The 21,401-nt window shown below is 69.7% G+C and carries 21 protein-coding genes and 1 tRNA gene; 14 read left to right on the forward strand and 8 right to left on the reverse strand.

Annotation, left to right across the window (positions count from 1 at the left end; translation table 11 throughout):
• The first annotated feature begins 4 nt into the window (after positions 1–4).
• A complete protein-coding gene (locus tag ABE438_RS07305) occupies positions 5–376 on the forward strand; it encodes a gamma-butyrobetaine hydroxylase family protein (RefSeq protein ID WP_346501904.1) in 372 nt (123 codons plus the stop codon).
• Positions 377–461: 85 nt separating this feature from the next.
• Here ABE438_RS07305 and ABE438_RS07310 read toward each other — a convergent pair whose 3' ends face one another.
• Entirely contained in the window at positions 462–1,040 is a 579-nt protein-coding gene (locus tag ABE438_RS07310; RefSeq protein WP_346501905.1) for a L,D-transpeptidase, read from the reverse strand.
• 457 nt (positions 1,041–1,497) lie between these two features.
• On the opposite strand from ABE438_RS07310, the gene ABE438_RS07315 reads away from it, so the two are divergent.
• Positions 1,498–1,722, forward strand: coding sequence for a hypothetical protein (locus tag ABE438_RS07315; protein WP_346501906.1), 225 nt, complete (start codon positions 1,498–1,500; stop codon positions 1,720–1,722).
• 86 nt (positions 1,723–1,808) lie between these two features.
• Positions 1,809–1,883: transfer RNA gene (locus tag ABE438_RS07320), tRNA-Val, on the forward strand.
• 84 nt (positions 1,884–1,967) lie between these two features.
• On the opposite strand, the gene gph is transcribed toward ABE438_RS07320, so the two are convergent.
• On the reverse strand, positions 1,968–2,645 hold the full coding sequence (gene gph / locus ABE438_RS07325) for a phosphoglycolate phosphatase (protein WP_346501908.1): 678 nt from the start codon (positions 2,643–2,645) through the stop codon (positions 1,968–1,970).
• Positions 2,646–2,657: 12 nt separating this feature from the next.
• Between gph and ABE438_RS07330 the strand changes: the two genes are divergently transcribed.
• The 6 genes from ABE438_RS07330 to gor all read left to right on the forward strand — a co-directional run bounded on the left by ABE438_RS07330 (position 2,658) and on the right by gor (position 8,936).
• On the forward strand, positions 2,658–3,167 hold the full coding sequence (locus ABE438_RS07330) for a hypothetical protein (RefSeq protein ID WP_465248573.1): 510 nt from the start codon (positions 2,658–2,660) through the stop codon (positions 3,165–3,167).
• 111 nt (positions 3,168–3,278) lie between these two features.
• Complete coding sequence (locus ABE438_RS07335) at positions 3,279–4,730, forward strand: NAD-dependent succinate-semialdehyde dehydrogenase (RefSeq protein ID WP_346501909.1); 1,452 nt, start codon at positions 3,279–3,281, stop codon at positions 4,728–4,730.
• Positions 4,727–5,437 carry a ribose-5-phosphate isomerase RpiA gene (rpiA, locus tag ABE438_RS07340; RefSeq protein WP_346501910.1) on the forward strand — a complete coding sequence of 237 codons (711 nt, stop codon included), beginning with the start codon at positions 4,727–4,729 and terminating at the stop codon, positions 5,435–5,437. The genes ABE438_RS07335 and rpiA overlap by 4 nt, the downstream gene beginning before the upstream one ends.
• 140 nt (positions 5,438–5,577) lie before the next feature.
• Positions 5,578–6,072, forward strand: coding sequence for a DUF2059 domain-containing protein (locus tag ABE438_RS07345; protein WP_346501911.1), 495 nt, complete (start codon positions 5,578–5,580; stop codon positions 6,070–6,072).
• A 235-nt stretch (positions 6,073–6,307) separates the two neighbouring features.
• Entirely contained in the window at positions 6,308–7,579 is a 1,272-nt protein-coding gene (locus tag ABE438_RS07350; RefSeq protein ID WP_346501912.1) for an O-antigen ligase family protein, read from the forward strand.
• Positions 7,572–8,936 (forward strand): glutathione-disulfide reductase, encoded by a 1,365-nt coding sequence (gor, locus tag ABE438_RS07355; protein WP_346501913.1) that lies wholly within the window; start codon positions 7,572–7,574, stop codon positions 8,934–8,936. The genes ABE438_RS07350 and gor overlap by 8 nt, the downstream gene beginning before the upstream one ends.
• 13 nt (positions 8,937–8,949) lie before the next feature.
• On the opposite strand, the gene ABE438_RS07360 is transcribed toward gor, so the two are convergent.
• Entirely contained in the window at positions 8,950–9,678 is a 729-nt protein-coding gene (locus tag ABE438_RS07360) for a methyltransferase domain-containing protein (RefSeq protein WP_346501915.1), read from the reverse strand.
• Between the two features lie 248 nt (positions 9,679–9,926).
• On the opposite strand from ABE438_RS07360, the gene ABE438_RS07365 reads away from it, so the two are divergent.
• On the forward strand, positions 9,927–11,312 hold the full coding sequence (locus tag ABE438_RS07365; RefSeq protein WP_346502111.1) for a class II 3-deoxy-7-phosphoheptulonate synthase: 1,386 nt from the start codon (positions 9,927–9,929) through the stop codon (positions 11,310–11,312).
• Between the two features lie 124 nt (positions 11,313–11,436).
• Here ABE438_RS07365 and ABE438_RS07370 read toward each other — a convergent pair whose 3' ends face one another.
• A complete protein-coding gene (locus ABE438_RS07370; protein WP_346501916.1) occupies positions 11,437–12,294 on the reverse strand; it encodes an outer membrane protein in 858 nt (285 codons plus the stop codon).
• A gap of 180 nt (positions 12,295–12,474) precedes the next feature.
• On the opposite strand from ABE438_RS07370, the gene ABE438_RS07375 reads away from it, so the two are divergent.
• The 3 genes from ABE438_RS07375 to ABE438_RS07385 all read left to right on the forward strand — a co-directional run bounded on the left by ABE438_RS07375 (position 12,475) and on the right by ABE438_RS07385 (position 15,997).
• Entirely contained in the window at positions 12,475–12,765 is a 291-nt protein-coding gene (locus ABE438_RS07375; RefSeq protein WP_346501917.1) for a Dabb family protein, read from the forward strand.
• A gap of 70 nt (positions 12,766–12,835) precedes the next feature.
• Positions 12,836–14,575 carry an NAD+ synthase gene (locus tag ABE438_RS07380; RefSeq protein WP_346501918.1) on the forward strand — a complete coding sequence of 580 codons (1,740 nt, stop codon included), beginning with the start codon at positions 12,836–12,838 and terminating at the stop codon, positions 14,573–14,575.
• 81 nt (positions 14,576–14,656) lie between these two features.
• The gene (locus ABE438_RS07385; protein WP_346501919.1) at positions 14,657–15,997 is read left to right on the forward strand and encodes a glutamate--tRNA ligase; all 1,341 of its coding nucleotides are present in this window, start codon (positions 14,657–14,659) and stop codon (positions 15,995–15,997) included.
• A 74-nt stretch (positions 15,998–16,071) separates the two neighbouring features.
• Here the strand turns inward: ABE438_RS07385 and ABE438_RS07390 are convergent, their stop codons facing one another.
• From ABE438_RS07390 to ABE438_RS07405, 4 genes are all read right to left on the reverse strand, one after another.
• Positions 16,072–17,391, reverse strand: a complete 1,320-nt coding sequence (locus tag ABE438_RS07390) for an MFS transporter (protein ID WP_346501920.1) — start codon at positions 17,389–17,391, stop codon at positions 16,072–16,074.
• Between the two features lie 137 nt (positions 17,392–17,528).
• Positions 17,529–18,719, reverse strand: a complete 1,191-nt coding sequence (locus ABE438_RS07395; RefSeq protein WP_346501922.1) for a DUF2865 domain-containing protein — start codon at positions 18,717–18,719, stop codon at positions 17,529–17,531.
• 182 nt (positions 18,720–18,901) lie between these two features.
• On the reverse strand, positions 18,902–19,387 hold the full coding sequence (locus ABE438_RS07400) for a MarR family winged helix-turn-helix transcriptional regulator (RefSeq protein ID WP_346501923.1): 486 nt from the start codon (positions 19,385–19,387) through the stop codon (positions 18,902–18,904).
• Positions 19,388–19,469: 82 nt separating this feature from the next.
• Positions 19,470–20,555 (reverse strand): TRAP transporter substrate-binding protein, encoded by a 1,086-nt coding sequence (locus tag ABE438_RS07405; protein ID WP_346501925.1) that lies wholly within the window; start codon positions 20,553–20,555, stop codon positions 19,470–19,472.
• Positions 20,556–20,798: 243 nt separating this feature from the next.
• Between ABE438_RS07405 and ABE438_RS07410 the strand changes: the two genes are divergently transcribed.
• A complete protein-coding gene (locus ABE438_RS07410) occupies positions 20,799–21,332 on the forward strand; it encodes a hypothetical protein (protein WP_346501926.1) in 534 nt (177 codons plus the stop codon).
• Positions 21,333–21,401: the final 69 nt, after the last annotated feature.

Below are 21,401 nucleotides of genomic sequence, written 5' to 3' on the forward strand. Positions count from 1 at the left end.
CATCATGTCGGATTGGCCGAGCGAAATCCGTCTGTCGAAAGACCGGCGCACCCTCACCGTGAGTTTCGAGGGCGGCGAGAGCCACGAGCTGCCGGCTGAGCTGCTGCGGGTCGAAAGCCCTTCTGCCGAGGTCCAGGGCCACGGGCCCAGCCAGAAGCGCATCGTGCCCGGCAAGCGCGAGGTCGAGATCCTCAAGGTCGAGCCGGTCGGCAACTATGCCGTGCGGCTGACCTTCGACGACATGCACGACACCGGCATCTTCGGCTGGGACTATCTGCGCCTGCTCGGCCGCGAGCGCGAGGCCAAGATGGCGGCCTATCTCGCCGCGCTCGACGAGCAGGGCCTCTCGCGCGAGCGCCCCTCCGCCCGCCGCTGAGGCGGTTGCCGCCGCATCTGCCCATGAAAAAGGCCGGCGTCGCCGCCGGCCCTGGGTCGTCTAAGGGTTTGTCCGAAGCGTCGCGTCAGCGGGCGACGACGACGCGGGTGCCGACCTTGGCGCGCTCGTAGAGGTCGATCACGTCGTCGTTCAGCATGCGGATGCAGCCCGAGGAGACGGCCTGGCCGATCGTCTCCGGCTCGTTCGAGCCGTGGATGCGATAGAGGGTCGAGCCGAGATAGAGCGCGCGGGCGCCCATCGGGTTCTCCGGGCCGCCGGGCATGAAGCGCGGCAGGTCGGGGCGGCGCTTCAGCATGCTGGCCGGCGGCGTCCAGGTCGGCCACTCGGCCTTGCGGGTGATGGTCTGCGAGCCGGCCCAGTCGAAGCCCGGACGGCCGACGCCGACGCCGTAGCGCACGGCCTTGCCCTCGGGCAGCACGAAATAGAGGCGGCGCTCGGTGGTGTTGATCACGATCGTGCCCGGACGGTGGCGGGTCTCGTAGGACACGACCTCGCGCGGGATCGTCGTGGCCTGCGCCTTCGACGGGTCGGCGTACTGGAACAGCGGCTGGCGGGTCAGCGGGTCGATTTCGGCGGTCGCGATGGTCGCGCTGGCCGAAAGGCAGGCGCCGGCGAGCAGGGCCACATGGAAGAGACGGGTCATTTCAGCCTCGAGCGAATGGGGGCGGCAGCAGGGAGGAAAGCTGGCGGAAAAACGTCAACAATTCAAAAACCTCTGGCAGATGCGCAGGGGCTGCGCAAACGGCCGAGCGTTCACATCGGCGCGACTTCTCCAGCTTTCCGGCGGGCGTTGCGGGGCAGCAACAAGGGTTAGCGTCGCCTTGCTTCTGTCGCATTCTGGCCGGGTTTCGCACCCGCCCGCTCTTCGGGTGCGGGATGGGCCGTCGGAAGGCCGTCGCATACGACCTCACCGCGCCTGATCGCCGTCTCCGGCAATCCGCCGACGAGCGTTTTCCTGCCCGCGCCACCGCCGCGGCATCGATCCTGCAATTGCTTCCGGCACAGCCGGGAACCGGGCGGCCGCGACGGCGTTACGTCGCTGCCCTCGGCGGTCGACCGACCGGCTGAGGGCAAGCCTAGGCCTGGCAGGAGCATGAATGATGAGCAGACCCGACGCCGATGAAGAGCGCATCATCCGGATCGCGCGGGCCATGTGCCGTTCGGCGCGGATCGATCCGGATTCGATCCTGGACGAACGCAACGCCCGGCTGCCGATGCGCGACGGCCCCGGCAGTTCCGAGCCCCTCCCGGCCTGGACCGCCTTCCGTGCCGACGCGCTGGCCTTCGCGGCCGAATGCCCGCCGGAAGCCGTGCGCCTGCTCTGAAAGCCGCGCCATACACAGGGCGGCGTGCGCGGCTGCGAGTTGAGCATTGACGCGGCCGCCGGAGCGCCCTAGGAGAAGCCCGCTCCGGGCGGCTAGCTCAGCGGTAGAGCACTCCCTTCACACGGGAGGGGTCACAGGTTCGATCCCTGTGCCGCCCACCATTTCCCCGACAATTCGCCTTATGAATCGTCGCCCTCGCGGGCACGTTTCGGCGCGCCTGAGGCGTGGTCGAGCGCCGGCTGTGCTCAGGCCGCAGGTACGAGCGCGCGCACGGCCTCGGGCAGCGCCGAGAAGTGCTGGATGACGCGGTCGGGCGACAGATCCTCCACCGGCACGTCGGTATAGCCGAAGGGCACGCAGACCACCGGGATGCCGGCGGCCTTGGCGGTCGCCACATCGGTGCGCGAATCGCCGATCATGACGGCGCGGCGCGGGTCGGCGCCGGCCTCTGCGATCGTCATCGTGAGATGGCGCGGGTCGGGCTTGAAGAAGGCGTAGCTGTCGCGCCCGGCGATGGCCGCGAAGCGGTTCGTCACCCCGAAGGCGTCGAGGATCAGGCGCGTGTGCAGGATCGGCTTATTGGTGCAGACGCCGAAGACGAACCCGTCCGCCGTGAGGGCATCGAGCGCCTCGACCACCCCGTCATGCAGATAGGAGTTCGGCGCCACCGCACCCGCATAGATCTCGAGGAACTGCTCGAACAGCCGCTCCAGCGTCTGCGCGTCCAGTGGCCGGCCGCTCGCCTTGAAGCCGCGCTCGATCAGCGCGCGGGCGCCGGCGCCGACCAGTTCGCGCGCCCGCTCCACCGGCAGCGCCGCCAGGCCTTCCTGCTGCAGGATGACGTTCAGCGTGTGCATGATGTCGGGCGCGGTCTCGGCGAGGGTTCCGTCGAGATCGAAGACGACGATCGGGGGCAGGGACATGGCGGCATCCTGTTGCTGGCTTGCGGCATAAGGGCCGCGCCGCCGCCGCTTGGCAAGCGCGCCACCGCCGCGGCGATGGTCACGGTTTCCGCTGATCGGCGCAGGCCGGCGCGTGATATCCTCCCGCGCGAATCGCTGGAGGTCGCCACGGTGTTCAGGTTTGCCCAGGTCCGGAAGATCGTTGCCGTCGCGGCCTGCCTCGCGGCTGCGCCCGCGCTCGCCGGCTCCTTCGAGTTCGCGCCGGCGCCGCAGACCGACATCAACCGCATGTATCGCGTCGATCGCGCGACGGGTGAGGTCGGCGCATGCCAGTTCCAGCTCAAGGACGGCGGCATCGGCATCACCGTCTGCTTCCCGGCGGGCGAGGGCGCTGGCCCCCAGCAGCAGCCGGGCGAATATGCGCTGATGCCGTCGCGCCACGAGCGCGAGGGCGGCATCTTCCGCGCCAATCTGCGCACCGGCGAGATGAGCAACTGTTACGTCTTCGACGACAAGGTGGTGTGCACCCCCCAGGCGAAGTGAGGGCGCGCGAGGCGCTTTGAGGCATGGCGGTCCAGGCGCCCACGCGCTTTCCCCTCTGCCGGGTGATGCTGTAGACGGCTGGCAGTCCTTTCAAGCCGTCGCGAGGCCGCCATGCTCCAGCTCAACGATCCGACCCTCCTGAAGACGCAGTGCCATGTCGGCGGGGCCTGGCTCGGCGAGGGCGTCGACGTCGTCGACAACCCGGCGACGGGCGAGGAACTGGCGAAGGTGCCGCGCTTCGGCGAGGTGGAGACGGTGGCCGCGGTCGAGGCCGCCAAGCGCGCCTTCAAGCCGTGGGCGCGCAAGAGCGCCAAGGAGCGCTCGCAGATCCTGCGCAAATGGTTCGAGCTGATCATGGCCAACCAGGAGGACCTGGCGCGGATCATGACGGCCGAGCAGGGCAAGCCGCTGGCCGAGGCGCGCGGCGAGGTGGCCTATGCCGCCTCCTTCGTCGAGTTCTACGCCGAGGAAGCCAAGCGCATCTATGGCGAGACCATTCCCTCGCCCTTCCCGAACTCGCGCATCATTGTGCAGAAGCAGCCTGTCGGCGTCTGCGCCGCGATCACGCCCTGGAACTTCCCGGCCGCGATGATCACCCGCAAATGCGCGCCCGGCCTCGCCGCCGGCTGCACCTTCGTGGTCAAGCCGGCGCCGGACACGCCGCTGACCGCGCTCGCCCTGATCGAACTGGCGATCCGCGCCGGCTTCCCCGAGGGCGTGCTCAACACCGTCACCGGCGACGCGGTCGCGATCGGCAAGGTGATGACCTCGCATCCGGCGATCCGCTTCATCGGCTTTACCGGCTCGACGCCGGTCGGCAAGCTGCTGATGCAGCAGGCCGCCTCGACGGTGAAGAAGGTCGGGCTCGAGCTCGGCGGCAACGCGCCCTTCATCGTCTTCGACGACGCCGATCTCGACGCGGCCGTGCAGGGCGCGATCGCCGCCAAGTACCGCAACATGGGCCAGACCTGCGTCTGCACCAACAGGCTTTTCGTGCAGGACGGCATCCACGACGCCTTCGTCGAGGCCTTCGCCGCCGAGGTCGCCAAGCTGAAGGTCGGCAATGGCACCGAGGCCGGCGTGACCCAGGGGCCGCTGATCAACGCCCGCGCCGCCGACAAGGTCGAGCGCCACGTCGCCGATGCCGTGGAGAAGGGCGCCAGGGTCGTGGTCGGCGGTAAGCGCCACGCGCTGGGGCGCACCTTCTTCGAGCCGACCGTGCTCGCCGGCGCCACCACGCAGATGCTGGTCTCGCGCGAGGAGATCTTCGGCCCCGTCGCCCCGGTCTACCGCTTCGGCAGCGAGGACGAGGTCATCGCGCTCGCCAACGACACGCCCTTCGGCCTGGCGGCATATTTCTACACGAAGGATCTCGGCCGGGCCTTCCGTGTCGCGGAGGAGCTGGAATACGGCATGGTCGGCATCAACTCGGCGATGCTCGGCACCGAGGTCGCGCCCTTCGGTGGCGTCAAGGAATCGGGCCTCGGCCGCGAGGGCTCGCTCCACGGCATCGAGGAGTTCGTCGAGATCAAGTACATGCTGATGGGCGGCCTCGGCGCGTGAGCGACGCGCTCAAGCGGGCTGCGGCGCAAGCCGCGCTGGCGCTGGTCGAGCCGGGAATGCGGCTCGGCCTCGGCACGGGCTCGACGGCGAAGCACTTCGTCGACGGGCTCGGCGCCCGCGTGGCGCAGGGGCTCGCCATCCTCTGCGTCGCCACCTCGGAGGCGACGCAGGCGCAGGCCGAGCGCCTGCGCATCCCGATGACGACGCTCGACGAGACGCCGGAGCTCGACCTGACGGTCGACGGCGCCGACGAGCTCGACGGCCGCCTGCGCCTGATCAAGGGCGGCGGCGCGGCCCTGCTGCGCGAGAAGATCGTCGCTGCGGCCTCGCGCCGGATGGTGGTGATCGCCGCTGCGGCGAAGGCGGTCGACATGCTCGGCCGCTTTCCGCTGCCGATCGAGGTGGTGCCGTTCGGCCTGGGCGCCACACGCCGCGCGATCGTAGAGGCCATGGCGTCAGCCGGCGCCGCGGGCGAGCTGGTGCTTCGCCTGAAGGACGACGGCGCCCCGCTGGCGACCGATGGCGGCCATCTCATCCTCGACGCGCATCTCGGCCGCATCCCCGATCCGGAGGCGTTGGCGCTGGCGCTCTCGCAGGTGCCGGGGGTGATGGAGCACGGGCTGTTCATCGGCCTCGCCACGGCGGCCTTCGTCGCCGGGCCGGACGGCGTGACGGTGATCGGCGACCCGGCGGCCAGCCGGGGCTGAGCATTCCGCCCATGATGCGGCCGCAAAAGTGGTTTCCACTTTGGCTGTACATGTTCTAAGAGCGGCACGCTGGCGCCTTGCTCCCGTGGACAGGCGCCGACGGGCCTCGCCCGTTCAGGAATCCGACAAGGGGTACTCGCATGATCCGTCAAAGCCTCGCCGGCGCGCTGCTCTCGCTGGCGCTGCTCGTCGCGCCCGCGCAGGCGCAGACGGCGCCGACGCCGGACCATCTCAAGGCGGCCCGCGAGGTGGTGGTCGCCTCCGGCATGGCCCAGTCCTTCGACGCGATCTACCCCGAATTCTCCGCCCGCGTGCGCCAGACCATCGGCGTGACCCGTCCGGAGATGCAGAAGGACATGGATGCGGTGCTCGAGAGCCTGAAGGCCGACGCCGACGCCAAGCGCACCGAGATCGTCGACACCACCGCGCGCGTCTTCGCCAGCAAGATGACGGAGTCCGACCTCAAGGAGGTCGCGGCCTTCTTCAACTCGCCGGTCGGCCAGCGCTACAACGCGCACCGCAACGAGATCATCGACGAGGTCTTCACCCTGCTCCAGCCCTGGAGCGTGGCGACCAGCAACTTCCTGTTCGATCGTTTCAACGCCGAGATGCGCAAGCGCGGCCACCAGCTCTGAGCCTGGCGCCTCGCCTCTGAGATCAGGCCGCCGGCTTCGTGCCGGCGGCCTTTTTCTTAAAAATCGCGCCTCAGTTCACAGAGCCTCTGCCACTGACATTCTCCGTGGATGGCCCGTGATGGCGCAGCGGCCGCATCCGCTGAAGGTCTTTGCACCACATTTCGTCGTCCCTGCCGCCGACGCCCGCGGAGTTTCGACTAGTCGCGGTCGTGCCGTTTCGAGTAAGCCCCTGCGCATGACCGCTTCGCCCGCCGCAGCCGCCGCTCCCGCCTATCCCGAGCCGGCGCGCGTCCGCCGCCTGCGGCTGGCCGGCGAAGCCTGCCTGGTGCTGCTGCCGATCTTGATGTGGCTGGCCAACCGCTCGGCGCCGCTGCTGCTCGGGCTCGGTGCCGCTGCCTATCTCGCCGCCGTGCTGGCGGCCGGGGAGGGGCGGGCGCTGGCCGGGCGCCTGCGGGCGCTGCTCGGCACCCCGCCGGCACTGGCGCTGGGCTGCTTCCTGTTCTGGGCGCTGCTCTCGATCGGCTGGAGCCATGACAGGCCGGGCTCGCTGCGCGCCTATGGCGAACTCGTGCTGCCGCTCGGCTTCGCGCTGCTGATCGCGGCCTCTGGCCGCTTCCGCCCGTCGCCGGGCTTCTGGCGGGCGCTGGCGCTGGCGCTGATCCTCGCCGGCGCCATGATGGTGGTGGAACTCGCCTCCGGCCTGTCGCAGCGGGCCGCGCTTGGCACCGGCAAGCTGATGGGCTTCGTCTTCAATCGTCCGATGATCGTGCTGATGGTGCTGGTGCTGCCGACCGTGCAGGCGCTCTGGTCGCGGCCGGGCGCCGCACTGGCTGATCGCGGGCTGGCCGTGATCTGCGTGCTGGTGGTGACGTTCTGCGTCTTCCGCTCCGAGAGCGAGGCGGCCAAGCTCGGCCTCGCCGTCGCCTGGGCCTGCTGGCTCGGCGCCGCCCTGCTGCCGCGGCTGTCGCGCATCACGGTGGCTACCGCCTTCGTCGCCACCATGGCGATCGCGCCGGCCATCGGGCCGCTCGCCGACAAGGCGCTGCCGAAGGCTGTCGTCACCAGCTTCGACGAGATGAGCTCGCGCGCCCGCATCGACATCTGGCAGAGCTTCGGCGAGGTCGCGACGGCCCGCCCCGTCACCGGTACCGGCTTCGGCTCGGCCGCGAGCATGCAGAACAACCGCGTCGTCGCCGAGGTCTCGCACGAGCATCGCGCCATGCTGGCCGCCGGCCATCCGCACGACATGCCGCTGCAGAGTTGGGTCGAGACAGGCCTCGTCGGCGCGACGCTGCTGACGGTGGCTGGGCTGCTCGCTTTGCGCGGGCTCGCCGGGCTGTCGGCGCGTGACCTCGCGCCGCGGCTGGCGCTGTTCGCCGGCGCCTTCTCGGTCGCGACCGTCGGGCACGGCGCCTGGCAGGGCTGGTGGATCGCGGCGCTGGCGCTGGCCGTCCTCCTCTTCACGCATGATATCCGGCCCGGACCTGAAAGGGATGGCGATGGCTGATTTCGATGTCGACCTCTTCGTGATCGGTGCCGGCTCGGGCGGGACCCGGGCGGCGCGCATCGCCGCCGGCCATGGCGCCCGGGTGATGATCGCCGAGGAGGACCGGATCGGCGGCACCTGCGTGGTGCGCGGCTGCGTCCCCAAGAAGCTCTATGTCTATGCCAGCCGCTTCGCCGACGATTTCGCCGACGCTGCCGGCTTCGGCTGGACGCTGGGCGAGGCGCGCTTCGACTGGGGCACGCTGCGCGATGCGGTCGCGCGCGAGGTGACCCGGCTCTCCGGCCTCTATCGCAAGGGGCTGGAAGGCGCCGGCGTCGCCGTCCGCACCGAACGCGCCGTGGTCGCCGGCCCGCACGAGGTCCGCCTCGCCGGCGGCGATACGGTCCGCGCCCGCCATATCCTGGTCGCCACCGGCGGCTATCCGGCCTTCGACCCGCCAATCCCGGGCGGCGAGCTCGGCATCTCCTCGAACGAGGTCTTCCACCTGCCGAGCCTGCCGAAGCGCATGCTCGTGGTCGGCGGCGGCTATATCGCGCTGGAATTCGCCAGCGTCTTCGCCCGGCTCGGCGTCACCGTCACCGTGCTCCACCGCGGCGACAACATCTTGCGCGGCTTCGACGAGGATATCCGCACAAGGCTGCGCGACGCGCTCGCCCATGCCGGCATCACCCTGCGCCTCGGCTGCACGGTCGAGCGCATCGAACTGCTGGAGGACGGCGTCCGCCGCGCCCATTGCGCCAGCGGCGCCCCGATCGACGCCGAGGTGATCCTGGTCGCGACGGGCCGGCGCCCCAACACGGTCGGGCTCGGCCTCGCCGAGGCCGGCGTCGCGCTCGGTCCGGTCGGCGAAGTGATCGTCGACGCGAACTCGGCGACCGCCGTACACTCGATCCATGCGGTCGGCGACGTCACCAACCGCATCAACCTGACGCCGGTGGCGATCCGCGAGGGGCATGCTTTCGCCGACTCGACCTTCGGCGGCAAGCCCTGGACCGTCGATCACCACCTCGTGGCGTCGGCAGTGTTCACCACGCCGGAGATCGGAACGGTCGGGCTCTCCGAGCAGCAGGCGCGCGCGGCCGGCCATGAGCTGCGCATCTTCGAGACCGGGTTCCGCCCGATGAAGGCGACGATCTCCGGCCGCGAGGAGCGCATCTACATGAAGCTCGTCGTCGATGCGCAGAGCGACCGCATGCTCGGCGTGCACATTCTCGGCCACGATGCCGGCGAGATCATCCAGGCGGTGGCGATCGCCGTCAGCATGGGCGCGACCAAGGCGGATTTCGACCGCACGATCGCGCTGCACCCCAGCGCCGCCGAGGAACTGGTGACAATGCGGACGCCGCGGGCGGGCTGAGCCCGCCCGCGCGCTACTTGGTGCAGACGAAGAGCCGGTCGAGCCCCTGGAGTTCCAGCCCGTGCTTCTCGATGAGCCGGTGGCGCTCGCCTTCCTCCGGCGAGAAGCGGATCTCGTCTACCTTGAAGCCGACCGCCGCCAGCTTCTCCGGGAAGTCGCGCCCGTAGAGGCGGACATGGTCCCAGCCGCAGATGCGCTCGATCTCGGCGGCCGGCATGCCCGCGGGCGGCTCCCAGGTCTCTGCCCGGTTCTGGTCGAGCGGCACCGAGAAGAAGGCCTTCCCGCCGGGCTTCAGCACCCGGTAGCACTCCTGCATGCCCTTGGCGTCGGCTGGGACGTGCTCGAGGATGTGGTGGCAGATCAGATAGTCGAAATGCGCGTCGGCGAACTGGATCGCGGTGATGTCGACCACGGCGTTGGCGACCTTGCTGATCTTCACATCGCCGGCGACATAGCCGGGATTGTCCTTCCACAGGCGGAAGAACGGCCGCTCCGGCGAGAAGTGCAGCAGGGTCTTGCCCATCATCTCGATGCCGTTGCGGCGCAGATAGAGCCCCATGATCCGGTCGCGCTCCTTGGAGGAGCAGTTGGGGCAGCGCGCCTCCGGCCGGGGCCCGACATCGAGAAAGCGCCCCTCATAGCCGCAGATGGTGCACTGGCGCGCGGGCCGCGATTCCAGGAATTGCTTGGGCCGGCGCAGGGCGCCGCGCAGATATTCCTGGACGAAGACGCTCAGATTCATGGTGGGGCCCGCGCGAGGGAAGGATGACCGGTTTCGGCTAGAGGGCTCTTGGGAGGCTGTCAATCGGCGTGCCGTGGCCGGAAATGCCGGCTCCGGGGCCGCCACGGCGCGCGCCGGCAGGGGGCTGCGACACCCTGCATGGCCGCCGCGGCCATTCCCGAGGTGGCCAGCGGCGCCCGGGGGGTGTATAGGCCGCCGGTCGCGCAAGGAGGTTAACGCGCGCGGCACGTGCAATCAGGAGCAAGATGATGTCCGAGCGGTGGACGCCCGAAAGCTGGAGGGCAAAGCCCGTCCAGCAGATGCCGGATTATCCGGATCAGGCAGCCTTGAAGGCGGTTGAGCAGCAGCTCGCCGGCTTTCCGCCGCTCGTTTTTGCGGGCGAGGCGCGAAAGCTCAAGCGGGCGTTGAGCAAGGTCGCCGCCGGTGAGGCCTTCCTCCTCCAGGGTGGTGACTGCGCCGAGAGCTTCGGCGAGCATTCGGCCGACAACATCCGCGACTTCTTCCGTCTGTTCCTGCAGATGGCGGTGGTGCTCACCTTCGCCGGCGGCTCGCCGGTGGTGAAGGTCGGCCGGATAGCCGGCCAGTTCGCCAAGCCGCGTTCGGCGCCGATGGAGAGCATCGGCGGCGTCGAGCTGCCGAGCTACAAGGGCGACATCATCAACGACAACGAGTTCACGGCGGAATCGCGGGTTCCCGATCCGCGCCGCCAGCTCGAGGCCTATCGCCAGTCGGCGGCGACGCTCAACCTGCTGCGCGCCTTCGCGACCGGCGGCTACGCCAACCTCGACAACGCGCATCGCTGGATGCTCGGCTTCGTCAAGGACAGCCCGCAGTCGGACCGCTACCAGGAGGTGGCCGGGCGCATCACCGAGGCACTCGACTTCATGCGCGCCATCGGCATCGACCCGGAGACGCATCCCGAGATGCGCTCGACGGAGTTCTACACCAGCCACGAGGCGCTGCTGCTCGGCTACGAGGAAGCGCTGACCCGCGTCGATTCGACCACCGGCGAATGGTACGACACCTCCGGCCACATGGTCTGGATCGGTGACCGCACCCGTCAGCTCGACCACGCCCATGTCGAGTTCTTCCGCGGCATCCGCAACCCGATCGGCCTTAAATGCGGCCCGTCCCTCAAGCCGGACGAGCTGCTGAAGCTGATCGAGGCGCTGGACCCGCAGAACCAGCCGGGCCGCCTGACGCTGATCGCCCGCTTCGGCGCGGACAAGGTGTTCGACCACCTGCCGGCGCTGGTGCGTGCCACCAAGCGCGAAGGCCGCAACGTCGTGTGGTCGTGCGATCCGATGCACGGCAACACCGTCAAGGCGGCGAGCGGCTACAAGACCCGGCCCTTCGACATGATCATGACGGAGGTGAAGAACTTCTTCGCCGTCCATCAGGCCGAGGGCACCTATGCCGGCGGCCTGCATCTGGAGATGACGGGCAAGAACGTCACCGAGTGCACCGGCGGCGCCCGCGGCATGACGGATGCGGACCTCAACGACCGCTATCACACGGTCTGCGACCCGCGCCTCAACGCCGAGCAGGCGCTGGAGCTCGCCTTCCTCGTCGCCGAGCTGGTCAAGCGCGACCGGGCCGGCCGGGCGCGTCCGGAGGTCGAGGCGGCCGAGTGAGGCTGCCTCTTCCCCGCTCAGGCGGGGAATGTCGCGACGAAACGACAAGGGGCCGCAGCGGCGACGCTGGGGCCCCTTGTCTGTCGATCGTTCTTGTAAGGCCCAGCTGACCTAGCTTGCGCCTTCAGAATTTCAGCGCGGCGGCGACGCGGCCGGTGTTGACGGTCGTGGTCGTGCCCTCGACCTCGGCGAAGCGCACGATCTGGTATTCGGCGCGGAGGAAGAGATTGTCGGTCACCGCCCAGTCGACGCCGGCGCCGGCGCTCAGGCCGAAGGCGTATTTGTTCTTGCGCGTCGCGCCGACCTGCAGCGGATAGCCGGCCCCCTGGAAACGCTGCTCGGTGGGGAGGCCCGCATTGGCGACGATGAGCGCATTGGCGTCGACCGTCGAGCGTGCGTCGAAGCGGCCGACCGCGCCGCCGAAGGTGGCGAAGGGCATGATGCGCCCATAGGTCCAGCCCATGCGCAGGCGCATCGTCGCATAGTCGTTGAGCTTGGCGCTCTGGTTGGTGCGCAGGAAGACGTCAGTGACAGAGCCGCCAGACGTCGTGACCCGCCGCGCGATGTCGTCGTTGACGCTGTAGGCGTGGCCGGAGCGGGTATAGTCCGCCTCGAAGCCCAGCACGACGTCGCCGAACAGATAATTGTAGCCGAGGATGCCGAAGAACTGGCTGCCGCTGTCACGCTTGTCGGGCAGATTGCTGACCCAGCCGCCGGGATTGTACTCGGTTCCGATCAGCGTATTGCGAAAGGCGTGGTTCGCGAGCTTCTGTACGCCTTCGCCCGGCTTGAACTTGGTTTCGCTGACACCGGCGCCGCCGCCGAGATAGAAGCCCGACCAGTCGAAGCCCGGCGCGAAGACCGGGGCCGAGACGGGCTGGTCGATCTGCGTGCCGCGCAGATAGTCCGCGGCGATGGCGCCCGCGGGCAGGGCGGTCAGGCCGGCCAGGACGGCCGCCAGGGCTGAGGTGACAGCACGCATCGCGCGTCTCTCCAAAGATGCCGGACGACGGCTCGCACCGCTCCGCAGGAGATTCATGACGGGTTAACCCTAATGACGGGTTAATGGCGTTGCGCGCATGGCCCGGCTCTGAGACAGATCGGCCCGGAATCGACGCTTGCGATTCCCGTCCGCCGATTTCCGTCCGCGAGGAGAGGGCCGTTGATCCGGCATATCGTGTTCTTCACCGTGAAGCCCGGCCAGGATGTCGAGACGGTGCGCCGGCTGCTGACCCGGCTCGGCGACATCCCGCATTCCTCGGTCTTCGAGGTGGCCGCCAACCGCAAGATCGATCTCTACGCCAACGAGATCGACATCGTGGTCTATGCCGAGTTCGCGGACGAAGCCGCCTTCGCCGCCTTCAAGGCCGATCCGATCTACGCCGAGACGACTGCCACCGTGCGGCCGCTGCGCGAGCTGCGCTTCGCCGCCGATTTTCCGGCCGGGGGCTGAGCCGGGCGCCGGGGCCGCCTGCTTCCCGCCCCGTTGCTGGCCTTCGCCGCGCAGGATAAAGCGCTAGGGCATGACCGAGACCGTCCTCCGCCTGGCGCTGGCCCAGCTCAACCCGATCGTCGGCGACGTCGCCGGCAATGCCGACAAGGTGCGCGCCGCCCGCCGCGAGGCCGCCGCGCAGGGCGCCGAGCTCGTGATGTTCTCCGAGCTGTTCCTGGCGGCCTATCCGCCCGAGGATCTCGTGCTGAAGCCCGCCTTCCAGGACGCCTGCCGGCGCGCCTGCGAGGAGTTGGCGCGCGAGACGGCCGATGGCGGCCCCGCCATCCTGCTCGGCCTGCCCTGGAACGAGGACGGGCGCCTGCACAACGCCTATGCCCTGCTCGACGGCGGCGCGATCCAGTCGGTGCGCTTCAAGGTCGACCTGCCGAATTACGGCGTCTTCGACGAGAAGCGCGTCTTCGAGCCCGGCCCGCTGCCCGGCCCGGTGGTGTTCCGCGGCAAGGTGCGGCTCGGCCTGCCGATCTGCGAGGACATCTGGGGGCCCGACGTGGTCGAGTGCCTGGCCGAGACCGGCGGCGAGATCCTGCTGGTGCCCAATGGCTCGCCCTTCCGCCGCGGCGTCATCGAGGAGCGCCTGAACGTCGCCGTCGCCCGCGTCGTCGAATCCGGCCTGCCGCTGGTCTATCTGAACCAGCTCGGCGGCCAGGACGAACTGGTCTTCGACGGCGCCTCCTTCGTGCTGAACGCCGACCGCACCTTCGCCTGCCAGCTTCCGGCCTTCCAGGAGGGCATTGTCCTGACCGAGTGGGAGCGCGGGCCCGAGGGCTGGCGCTGCCGCGAGGGCGCGCGCGCCGTGCTGGAGAGCGGCGACGAGGCCGATTACGCCGCCTGCGTGCTGGGCCTGCGCGACTATGTCGGCAAGAACGGCTTTCCCGGCGTGGTTCTCGGCCTTTCCGGCGGCATCGATTCGGCGATCTGCGCCGCCATGGCGGTCGACGCGATCGGCGCCGAGCGCGTCCGCTGCGTGATGATGCCCTACCGCTTCACCTCGCAGGAGAGCCTGGACGACGCCAAGGCCTGCGCCGACGCGCTCGGCGTGCCCTATGAGGTCGTGCCGATCGCCGCGCCGGTCGAGGGCTTCGAGGCGACGCTGGCCGGGCTCTTCGCCGGCACCGAGCGTGGCATCACCGAGGAGAACCTGCAGAGCCGCGTGCGCGGCACGCTGCTGATGTCGATCTCCAACAAGTTCGGCCCGATGGTGGTGACCACCGGCAACAAGTCGGAGATGTCCTGCGGCTACGCCACGCTCTATGGCGACATGAACGGCGGCTTCAACCCGATCAAGGACCTCTACAAGACCGAGGTCTTCCGCCTCTCGGCCCTGCGAAACCGCTGGAAGCCGGCGGATGCGCGCGGCCCCGATGGCGAGGTCATTCCCGAGAACATCATCGTCAAGCCGCCGAGCGCGGAGCTGCGCGAGAACCAGAAGGACCAGGATTCGCTGCCGCCCTACGAGGTGCTGGACGACATCCTCGCCTGCCTGATCGAGCACGAGATGCGCGTCGCCGACATCGTCGCGCGCGGCCACGATGTCGAGATCGTCCGCAAGGTCGAGCGCCTGCTCTATCTCGCCGAATACAAGCGCCGTCAGGCGGCGCCTGGCGTGAAGGTGACGCGACGCAATTTCGGCCGCGACCGACGCTATCCGATCGTCAACCGCTTCCGCGATCCCGGCGCCCCGGCGCACGAGCCCGACCTCGCTCTGGTCAAGGGCGTCGGCAAGGCCGGCGGCGAGAGCTTCGACTTCTGAATCCTGGTGCCGCCGGCATGCTGGCCTGCCGGCGCGTTTCCGCCCTTGCCCTCAGGCCGCGGCCGCGCGACAAGCCCGGCCATGACCGCACCTTTCGTTCGCACCGCGCCATCGCCGACCGGCTACCTCCATATCGGCAATGCGCGCTCGCTGATGTTCAACTGGCTGTTCGTCCAGCGCGCGGGCGGGCGCTTCCTGCTGCGCTATGACGACACCGATCAGGCGCGCTCGAAGCCGGAATATGCCGACGCGATAGCCGAGGACCTCGCCTGGCTCGGCGTGGTCCCGGACGCCAGCATCCGCCAGTCGCAGCGCGTCGCGCTCTATGACGCCGCCGCCGCGACGCTGCGCGCCGCCGGCCGGCTCTACCCCTGCTACGAGAGCGCCGACGAACTGGACCGCAAGCGCAAGCGCCAGCTCGCGCGCGGCCTGCCGCCGGTCTACGACCGCGCCGCGCTGAAGCTCACCGCCGAGGACCGGGCGCGGCTGGAAGCGGAGGGCCGCCGGCCGCATTGGCGCTTCCTGCTGGAAGCGGTCGAGATCGGCTGGGAGGACATGGTGCGCGGCGCTTCGCATGTCGACTGCGCCTCGCTCTCCGATCCGGTTCTGGTGCGCGAGGACGGCAGCTATCCCTACACGCTGCCCTCCGTCGTCGACGATCTGGAGCAGGGCATCACCCATGTCGTGCGCGGCGAGGACCATGTCACCAACACCGCCGTGCAGATCCAGATCATGCAGGCGCTCGGCGGCACGGCTCCGATCTTCGGCCACCACAACCTGCTGACCACGGCGAGCGGGGAGGGGCTGTCGAAGCGCCTCGGCCATCTCTCGCTGCGCGGCCTGCGCGAGGCGGGTATCGAGCCGCTGGCGGTGGCTGCGCTCGCGGTCCTGACCGGCACCTCCGATGCGGTGCGCCCCGTCGCCAGCCTGGCCGAACTCGCCGGCATCGCCGACGTGACCCACGCCTCGCGCGCGCCGGCCAGGTTCGACGAGCACGAGCTCGAGACGCTGTCGGCGCGCACATTGCACCAGTTCGGCCTTGCCGAGGTCGCGCCCCGGCTCGCGGCGCTCGGCGTCCCGGCCGACGAGGCGTTCTGGCTGGCGATCCGCGGCAATCTCGCGCGGCTCTCGCAGGCGAGCGACTGGTGGCGCGTCGTCTCCGGCCCGGTCGAGCCGGTGATCGCCGATCCGGCCTTCGCCGCCACCGCCGCGGCGCTGCTGCCGGCCGAACCCTTCGACGCCGGCACCTGGAAGACCTGGACGCAGGCCGTCGCCGCCGCGACCGGCGCCAAGGGCAAGGCGCTGTTCATGCCGCTGCGCCAGGCCCTGACCGGGCTCGACCATGGACCGGAACTCGCGGCCTTGCTGCCGCTGATCGGCCGCGACAAGGCGCTGAAGCGGCTGGCCGGCGAGGCTGCCTGACGGGCGGGGCTCGCCCCGGCTCAGGCCGAGATGAACCCGCCGCCGCACCTCGCGCAGCGGCGGGCCTACTCGCCTCATTCGTGCCGGTGCATCGCCGATTGGTGCTTGGTGTCGCGCATCGTGGCGTAGACCAGCAGCGAGATGAAGATCACCCCGGAGAGGTAGTAGTAGAACCACTGCTCGTGGCCCTGCTGCTTGAAGAACAGCGCAATGGCCGGCGCCGTGCCGCCGAAGATCGAGACCGTCAGCGCATAGGGCACGGCGACGCCGGTGGCGCGGATCGAGGTCGGGAACAGTTCGGCCTTCACCACCGCGTTGATCGAGGTGTAGCCGGCCACGAAGATCCAGGCGCCCGAGATCAGCAGAAAGGCGACGAAGGGCGACTTGGTCTGCGACAGCGCGGTGAGGATCGGCACCGTCAGCAGCGTTCCGGCCACGCCGAAGAAGATCAGCATCGGCTTGCGCCCGATCCTGTCGGAGATCATCCCGTAGATCGGTTGCAGGATCGAGGCGAAGATCAGCGAACCGGCGATCACATAGGTTGTGACGATGTCGGTCAGCCCCACCGTCTGCTTCACGAAGGTCTGCATGTAGGTGGTGAAGGTGTAGAAGGCCGCAGTGCCGCCGGCGGTCAGCCCGACGACGATCGCCACCTCGCGCGGATACTTCAACAGCCCGCGCAGCGAGCTGGTCTGCTTCGTCGCCTTCTTCGCCGCGGTGAAGGCCTCGGTCTCCTCCATGTGCCGGCGCATCAGCATGGCGGTGACCGCCAGCATGGCGCCGATCACGAACGGGATGCGCCAGCCCCAGTCGACCAGCTGCTCATGCGTCAGGAAGACGTTCTGCAACAGTAGCAGCACGAGGATGGCCGTCAGCTGGCCGCCGATCAGCGTCACGTACTGGAAGCTCGAATAGAAGCCGCGATGCTGCGGATCGGCGATCTCGGAGAGATAGGTCGCGCTGGCGCCGTACTCGCCGCCGAGGCTCAGCCCCTCGATGATGCGCGCGAAGGCGAGCAGCGCCGGGGCGAGGAAGCCGATGGTCTCGTAGGTCGGCGTCGCGGCGATGATCAGCGAGCCGAAGCACATCATCAGCACGGAGACCGTCAGCGACAGCCGCCGGCCGTAGCGGTCGGCGATATGGCCGAACAGCCAGCCGCCGAGCGGGCGCACGATGAAGCCGGCCGCGAACAGGGTGGCGGCGTTGAGTTGCTGCACCACCGGATCGTGGGACGGGAAGAATTTCGGCGCGAAATACAGCGCGAACGCCGTGTAGGCGTAGAAATCGTACCATTCGACGAGATTGCCGACGGAGCCGATGAAGATGGCCTTCAGGCGCCGGGCCGTGTCGGCGGGGTCCAGGCCCCGCGACGTGTGAACCGCTTGGTCGGACATGGATGGTCGCTCCGCTGACATGCGGCGGGCAGCTCGCCCGTCTCCGCAATGCCATACGCCCGATTATGGCGGCCGTTCCATCGATCGGCCGTCTCTGGCGGCGTGTCAGCCCTGCGATGCGGGCATGACGGCGGTGCTCAGGGCCGCGCGGGAGCGCCCGCGCCGAGATTGGGCGCGATGCTCGGCGCCACGATCCGCACCGTGCGGCGCTCGCCGGTGACGCTGCGGCTCTCGCGCTTCAGCCCGTCATCCTTGTCGAGCGTCTCCTGCCCGTCGATCCGCTGCGGGCCGACGCCGGCCGATTCGGTGCCGGCGGTCGGCAGGTTGGCCGCGGCCTCCGGTTCGTCGCCCGGCGCCGCCTGCAATTCGGTCGGGGCGGGGCCCTCGCTGCCGGGCTGCGGCTTGGCGTCCGGCGTCTTCGCCTCGGCCCGGCGGTTGCGCGGATTGCGGTCCGGCTTGGGGCGGGACATTTCCTCGGCGCGCTGCTCGGTGACGATGATGTCGCCCTTGCGGCGTTCCAGCAGCGCCTCGGCAGGGGCGAGCGCCCGCGCCCAGCTCTGGCCCGGCGCGCGGCAGGTGCAGGCGGCGTCGAAGCTGCGGGTGTATTTCAGCGCGTTGGGCAGCGAGGCGTAGGGCGTGCCGCCGGTGCGGCTCATCGCGTTCTGGATGTCGCCGCCACTGCTCATGCCGAAGGCCAGCGTCTCGGCGCCGGGGCAGAGCGCCTGGCACATCTCGTCCTGGCCGCCACGCCCGCCCGGGCTGTTGGCGAGCGGGAAGAAATAGCCGTCGCAGGTACGCACGCAGACATTGTAGGCGCCGCCCTGGCGGGGGCGCTCTTCCTGCGGCTGCGGATCGAGCTCCGGCAAGGTTGAATCGATTTCGCCGCGCGGATTGTCGGTGCCGAAGATCGTGTCGAAGAAGCCCCGCGACTGGCCGCGGCAATTGCGGTCGATCAGGGCGGCGAGCTGGGCCCGGCGCTGCTCGATGCCGCCGCCCTGCGCCTGCTCCTGCAGCGCGGCGTACTGGCCCTGGAGCTGGCCGAGGCGGGCGCGGATGCCGCCGCACTCCGGCGGTGGGCGCTCGCCGAAGAACAGGAAGCCGCCGCGGTCGCAGCCCATGGCGCGGTACTGGCCGGAGAGCTGCGTCAGCTGCGCCGCCACGTGCCTTGCCTGCTGGGCGGCGCGGGCGTCGCCGCCGCCGCGCCCCTGCAGCCGCGAGAGCTCGGCCTGCCAGGTCTGGCACGCCGGCGATTGCGCCACCGCCGCGCCTGTCAAGGCGGCGAGCGCCAGAAGCGGGCTCAGGAAACGGCGGAGGGAAGCTCGAACCATGGCGGGGATGCGTCTTGGACCTTCGGTAGCGATGGCACCGCCGCGTGCGGCGTGCCGGTTGCCGGAAGACATGTCACAAACGCGACGGAACTAAGGACGGCGGGCTCCGACGACGGCCTTGTCACGACTCGCGGGTCGCGACGAAGAGAGGCCGGAGTCGCATATCCGCCGGCCCGCGGCAATCAGCTCACCTCTTCTTGATAGGCGCCGGCGAGGTGGCGGCCCCGTTCGGTCAGCACCGCCAGCACGCGCTCGAAGGTGCGCAGCTCGTCGGGCGCGATGCCGTCGGTCCAGCGGCTCTCGAAGGCGAGCGCCAGCGGTACGATCTGGGCGTAGAGCCTGCGGCCGGCGGCCGAGAGCGAGACGAAGGATTCGCGCCGGTCGGCCCGGTTCTCGCTGCGCTCGACGATGCCGCGCTGGTCGAGCTCGGCGACGGCGCGCGAGACCTTGGTCTTGTGCATCTGCGACAGCTCGCCGATGTCGCGCGACGTCAGGCGGCCGAATTCGCCCAGCTGGGCGATCACCCGCCATTCCGGGATGCCGATGCCGAAATGCTCGCCGTAGATCCGCCCCAGCGCCCGGCTGGCGAAGGCGCCGACGACGTTCAGCCGATAGGGCAGGAACTGCTCGAGATGGAGCGGCGGCTCGTCGGGCGGGGTGGTCGGCATCGCGTCGTCCATGGCTGCTGGCTAAAGGGCGCGCGCCGGCGCCCCGGGAGGCGGCAGGGCCGGGCCTCCCGGGGCGCGGGGCTCAGCGCCCGCGCAGCCTGTTCATGAAGGCGTCGTAGGAGAGCTCGGCGATCTGCCACCAGAGCAGGTTCTCGCCGCGGAAGGCGACCATCGACTCGTAGCCCTTCTTGAAGGCTTCGCTCTTGGCCGAGGTCTCGGCATAGTACTCCTCGGCGGCCTTCAGCGAGGCTTCCATCACCGGCATCGGGAAGGGACGCAGCTGCGCGCCCTGCGACACCAGCTTGCGCAGTCCGCCCGGGTTCACAAAGTCGTACTTGGCCAGCATCCAGTTGTTCGCGGCCTCGCTCGCGGCGCGCACGATCGCCTGGTAGTGCTTCGGCAGCTTGTCCCACTGCTCCTGGTTGATCACGAGGTGCAGCATGGCGCCGCCCTCCCACCAGCCGGGGTAGTAGTAATAGGGGGCGACCTTCACCAGCCCGAGCTTCTCGTCGTCATAGGGGCCGACGAACTCGGCGGCGTCGATCGTGCCGCGCTCCAGCGCCGGATAGACGTCGCCGGGCGCGATCTGCGTCGGCACCACGCCGAGCTTGGCCAGCACCGAGCCGCCCATGCCGCCGATGCGGAACTTCAGCCCCTTCAGGTCGTCGACGGACTTGATCTCCTTGCGGAAGAAGCCGCCCATCTGGCAGCCGGAATTGCCGCAGGGCAGGCTGTAGGCGTTGAACTTGGCCAGCGCGCCGTTGATGACCTGCTCGCCGCCGCCGAAGAACCACCAGCTATGCTGCTGGCGGGCGTTCAGGCCGAAGGGAATGCCGGTGCCGAGCCCGAGCGCCGGCTCCTTGCCGATATAGTAATAGACCGGCGTATGCGCGCACTCGACCGTGCCGGAGCTGACGGCGTCGAGCGCCTGCAGGCCGGGGACGATTTCGCCGGCCGAGAAGGTCTGGACCTGGAAGCGGCCGTCGGTGGCGTCCGACATGTATTTCGCGAACTGCAGGCCGGTGCCGTAGATCGTGTCGATCTGCTTTGGGAAGCTCGACGTCAGCCGCCACTTCACCTCGGGCATCGACTGCGCGATGGCCGGCATGGCGATCGGCGTCGCGGCCGCGGCGAGCGCGCCCGTCGTCAGGAAAGTCCGGCGTTTCATTGGGGTATCCTCCCGCGGCTGGTTGCGCCCTTTCTGGCGCGTCCCGCGGCGATTGAAAAGGGCTGCCGGCCGCGGCATCTCGTGCCGGGAGGCAGGCGCGTCATCGCAGGCTAACCGAATACCGGCTCGCGCTCGCACAAGCGGGCCCAGCGCGGGCTTCTTGGCTCTCTAACTCTTGGCGCGGCCTGCGGCGGCGCTGTAGTCTCCGGCCCAGCCGCCCTGCGCCTCCCGGAGCACGCCACGATGCACGACCTCGCTCCCTTCCACGCCACGCTCGTCCCGCTCGCCTTCTTCATCTGGGGGCCCGCGCTGGTCATGCTGCTGTTCTGGCTGGTGGGAGCCTGGGCGAGCCGTCTGCGCGTCCCGCGCCTGCTGGAGAGCGACTGGAACGGCTTCGACCGCGCCGATGTCGAGCGGCTTTTCGCCGCTTATGGCGAGGAGCGCCGCGCGCTCTATCGCCACCGCATCCTGCCGGCCGACGCGGCGGTGGCGCTGACCTATGCCGTGGTCGGCGGCTTCACCGTCGCCGGGCTCTCCATGCGCGGCTATCCCTGGTGGGTGGCGGCGCTGTGCGGCGGCGGCTGGCTGTTCGGCGGGCTCTGCGACATCGTCGAGAACCTCGCGGTCGCCCGCCTGCTCGACCGCTATCCGCAGGTCGACGAGGGCACGGTCGCCCTCGCCAGCGGCTTCACCCGCATCAAGCTCGTGCTGTTCGCGCTCGGTCTGGCCGGGGCGCTCGCCGCCGCCTGGCTCGCCTTCCGGCCGCTCGCCGCCTGATCTGGCGCGACGGGCTCACGCCCACCATATAGCGGCTGGCCGTTTCGCCGGCCGTTCGCGGAGGTACGC

It is taken from the genome of Allobosea sp. TWI1241 (assembly GCF_039673065.1).
GTDB lineage: Bacteria > Pseudomonadota > Alphaproteobacteria > Rhizobiales > Beijerinckiaceae > Allobosea.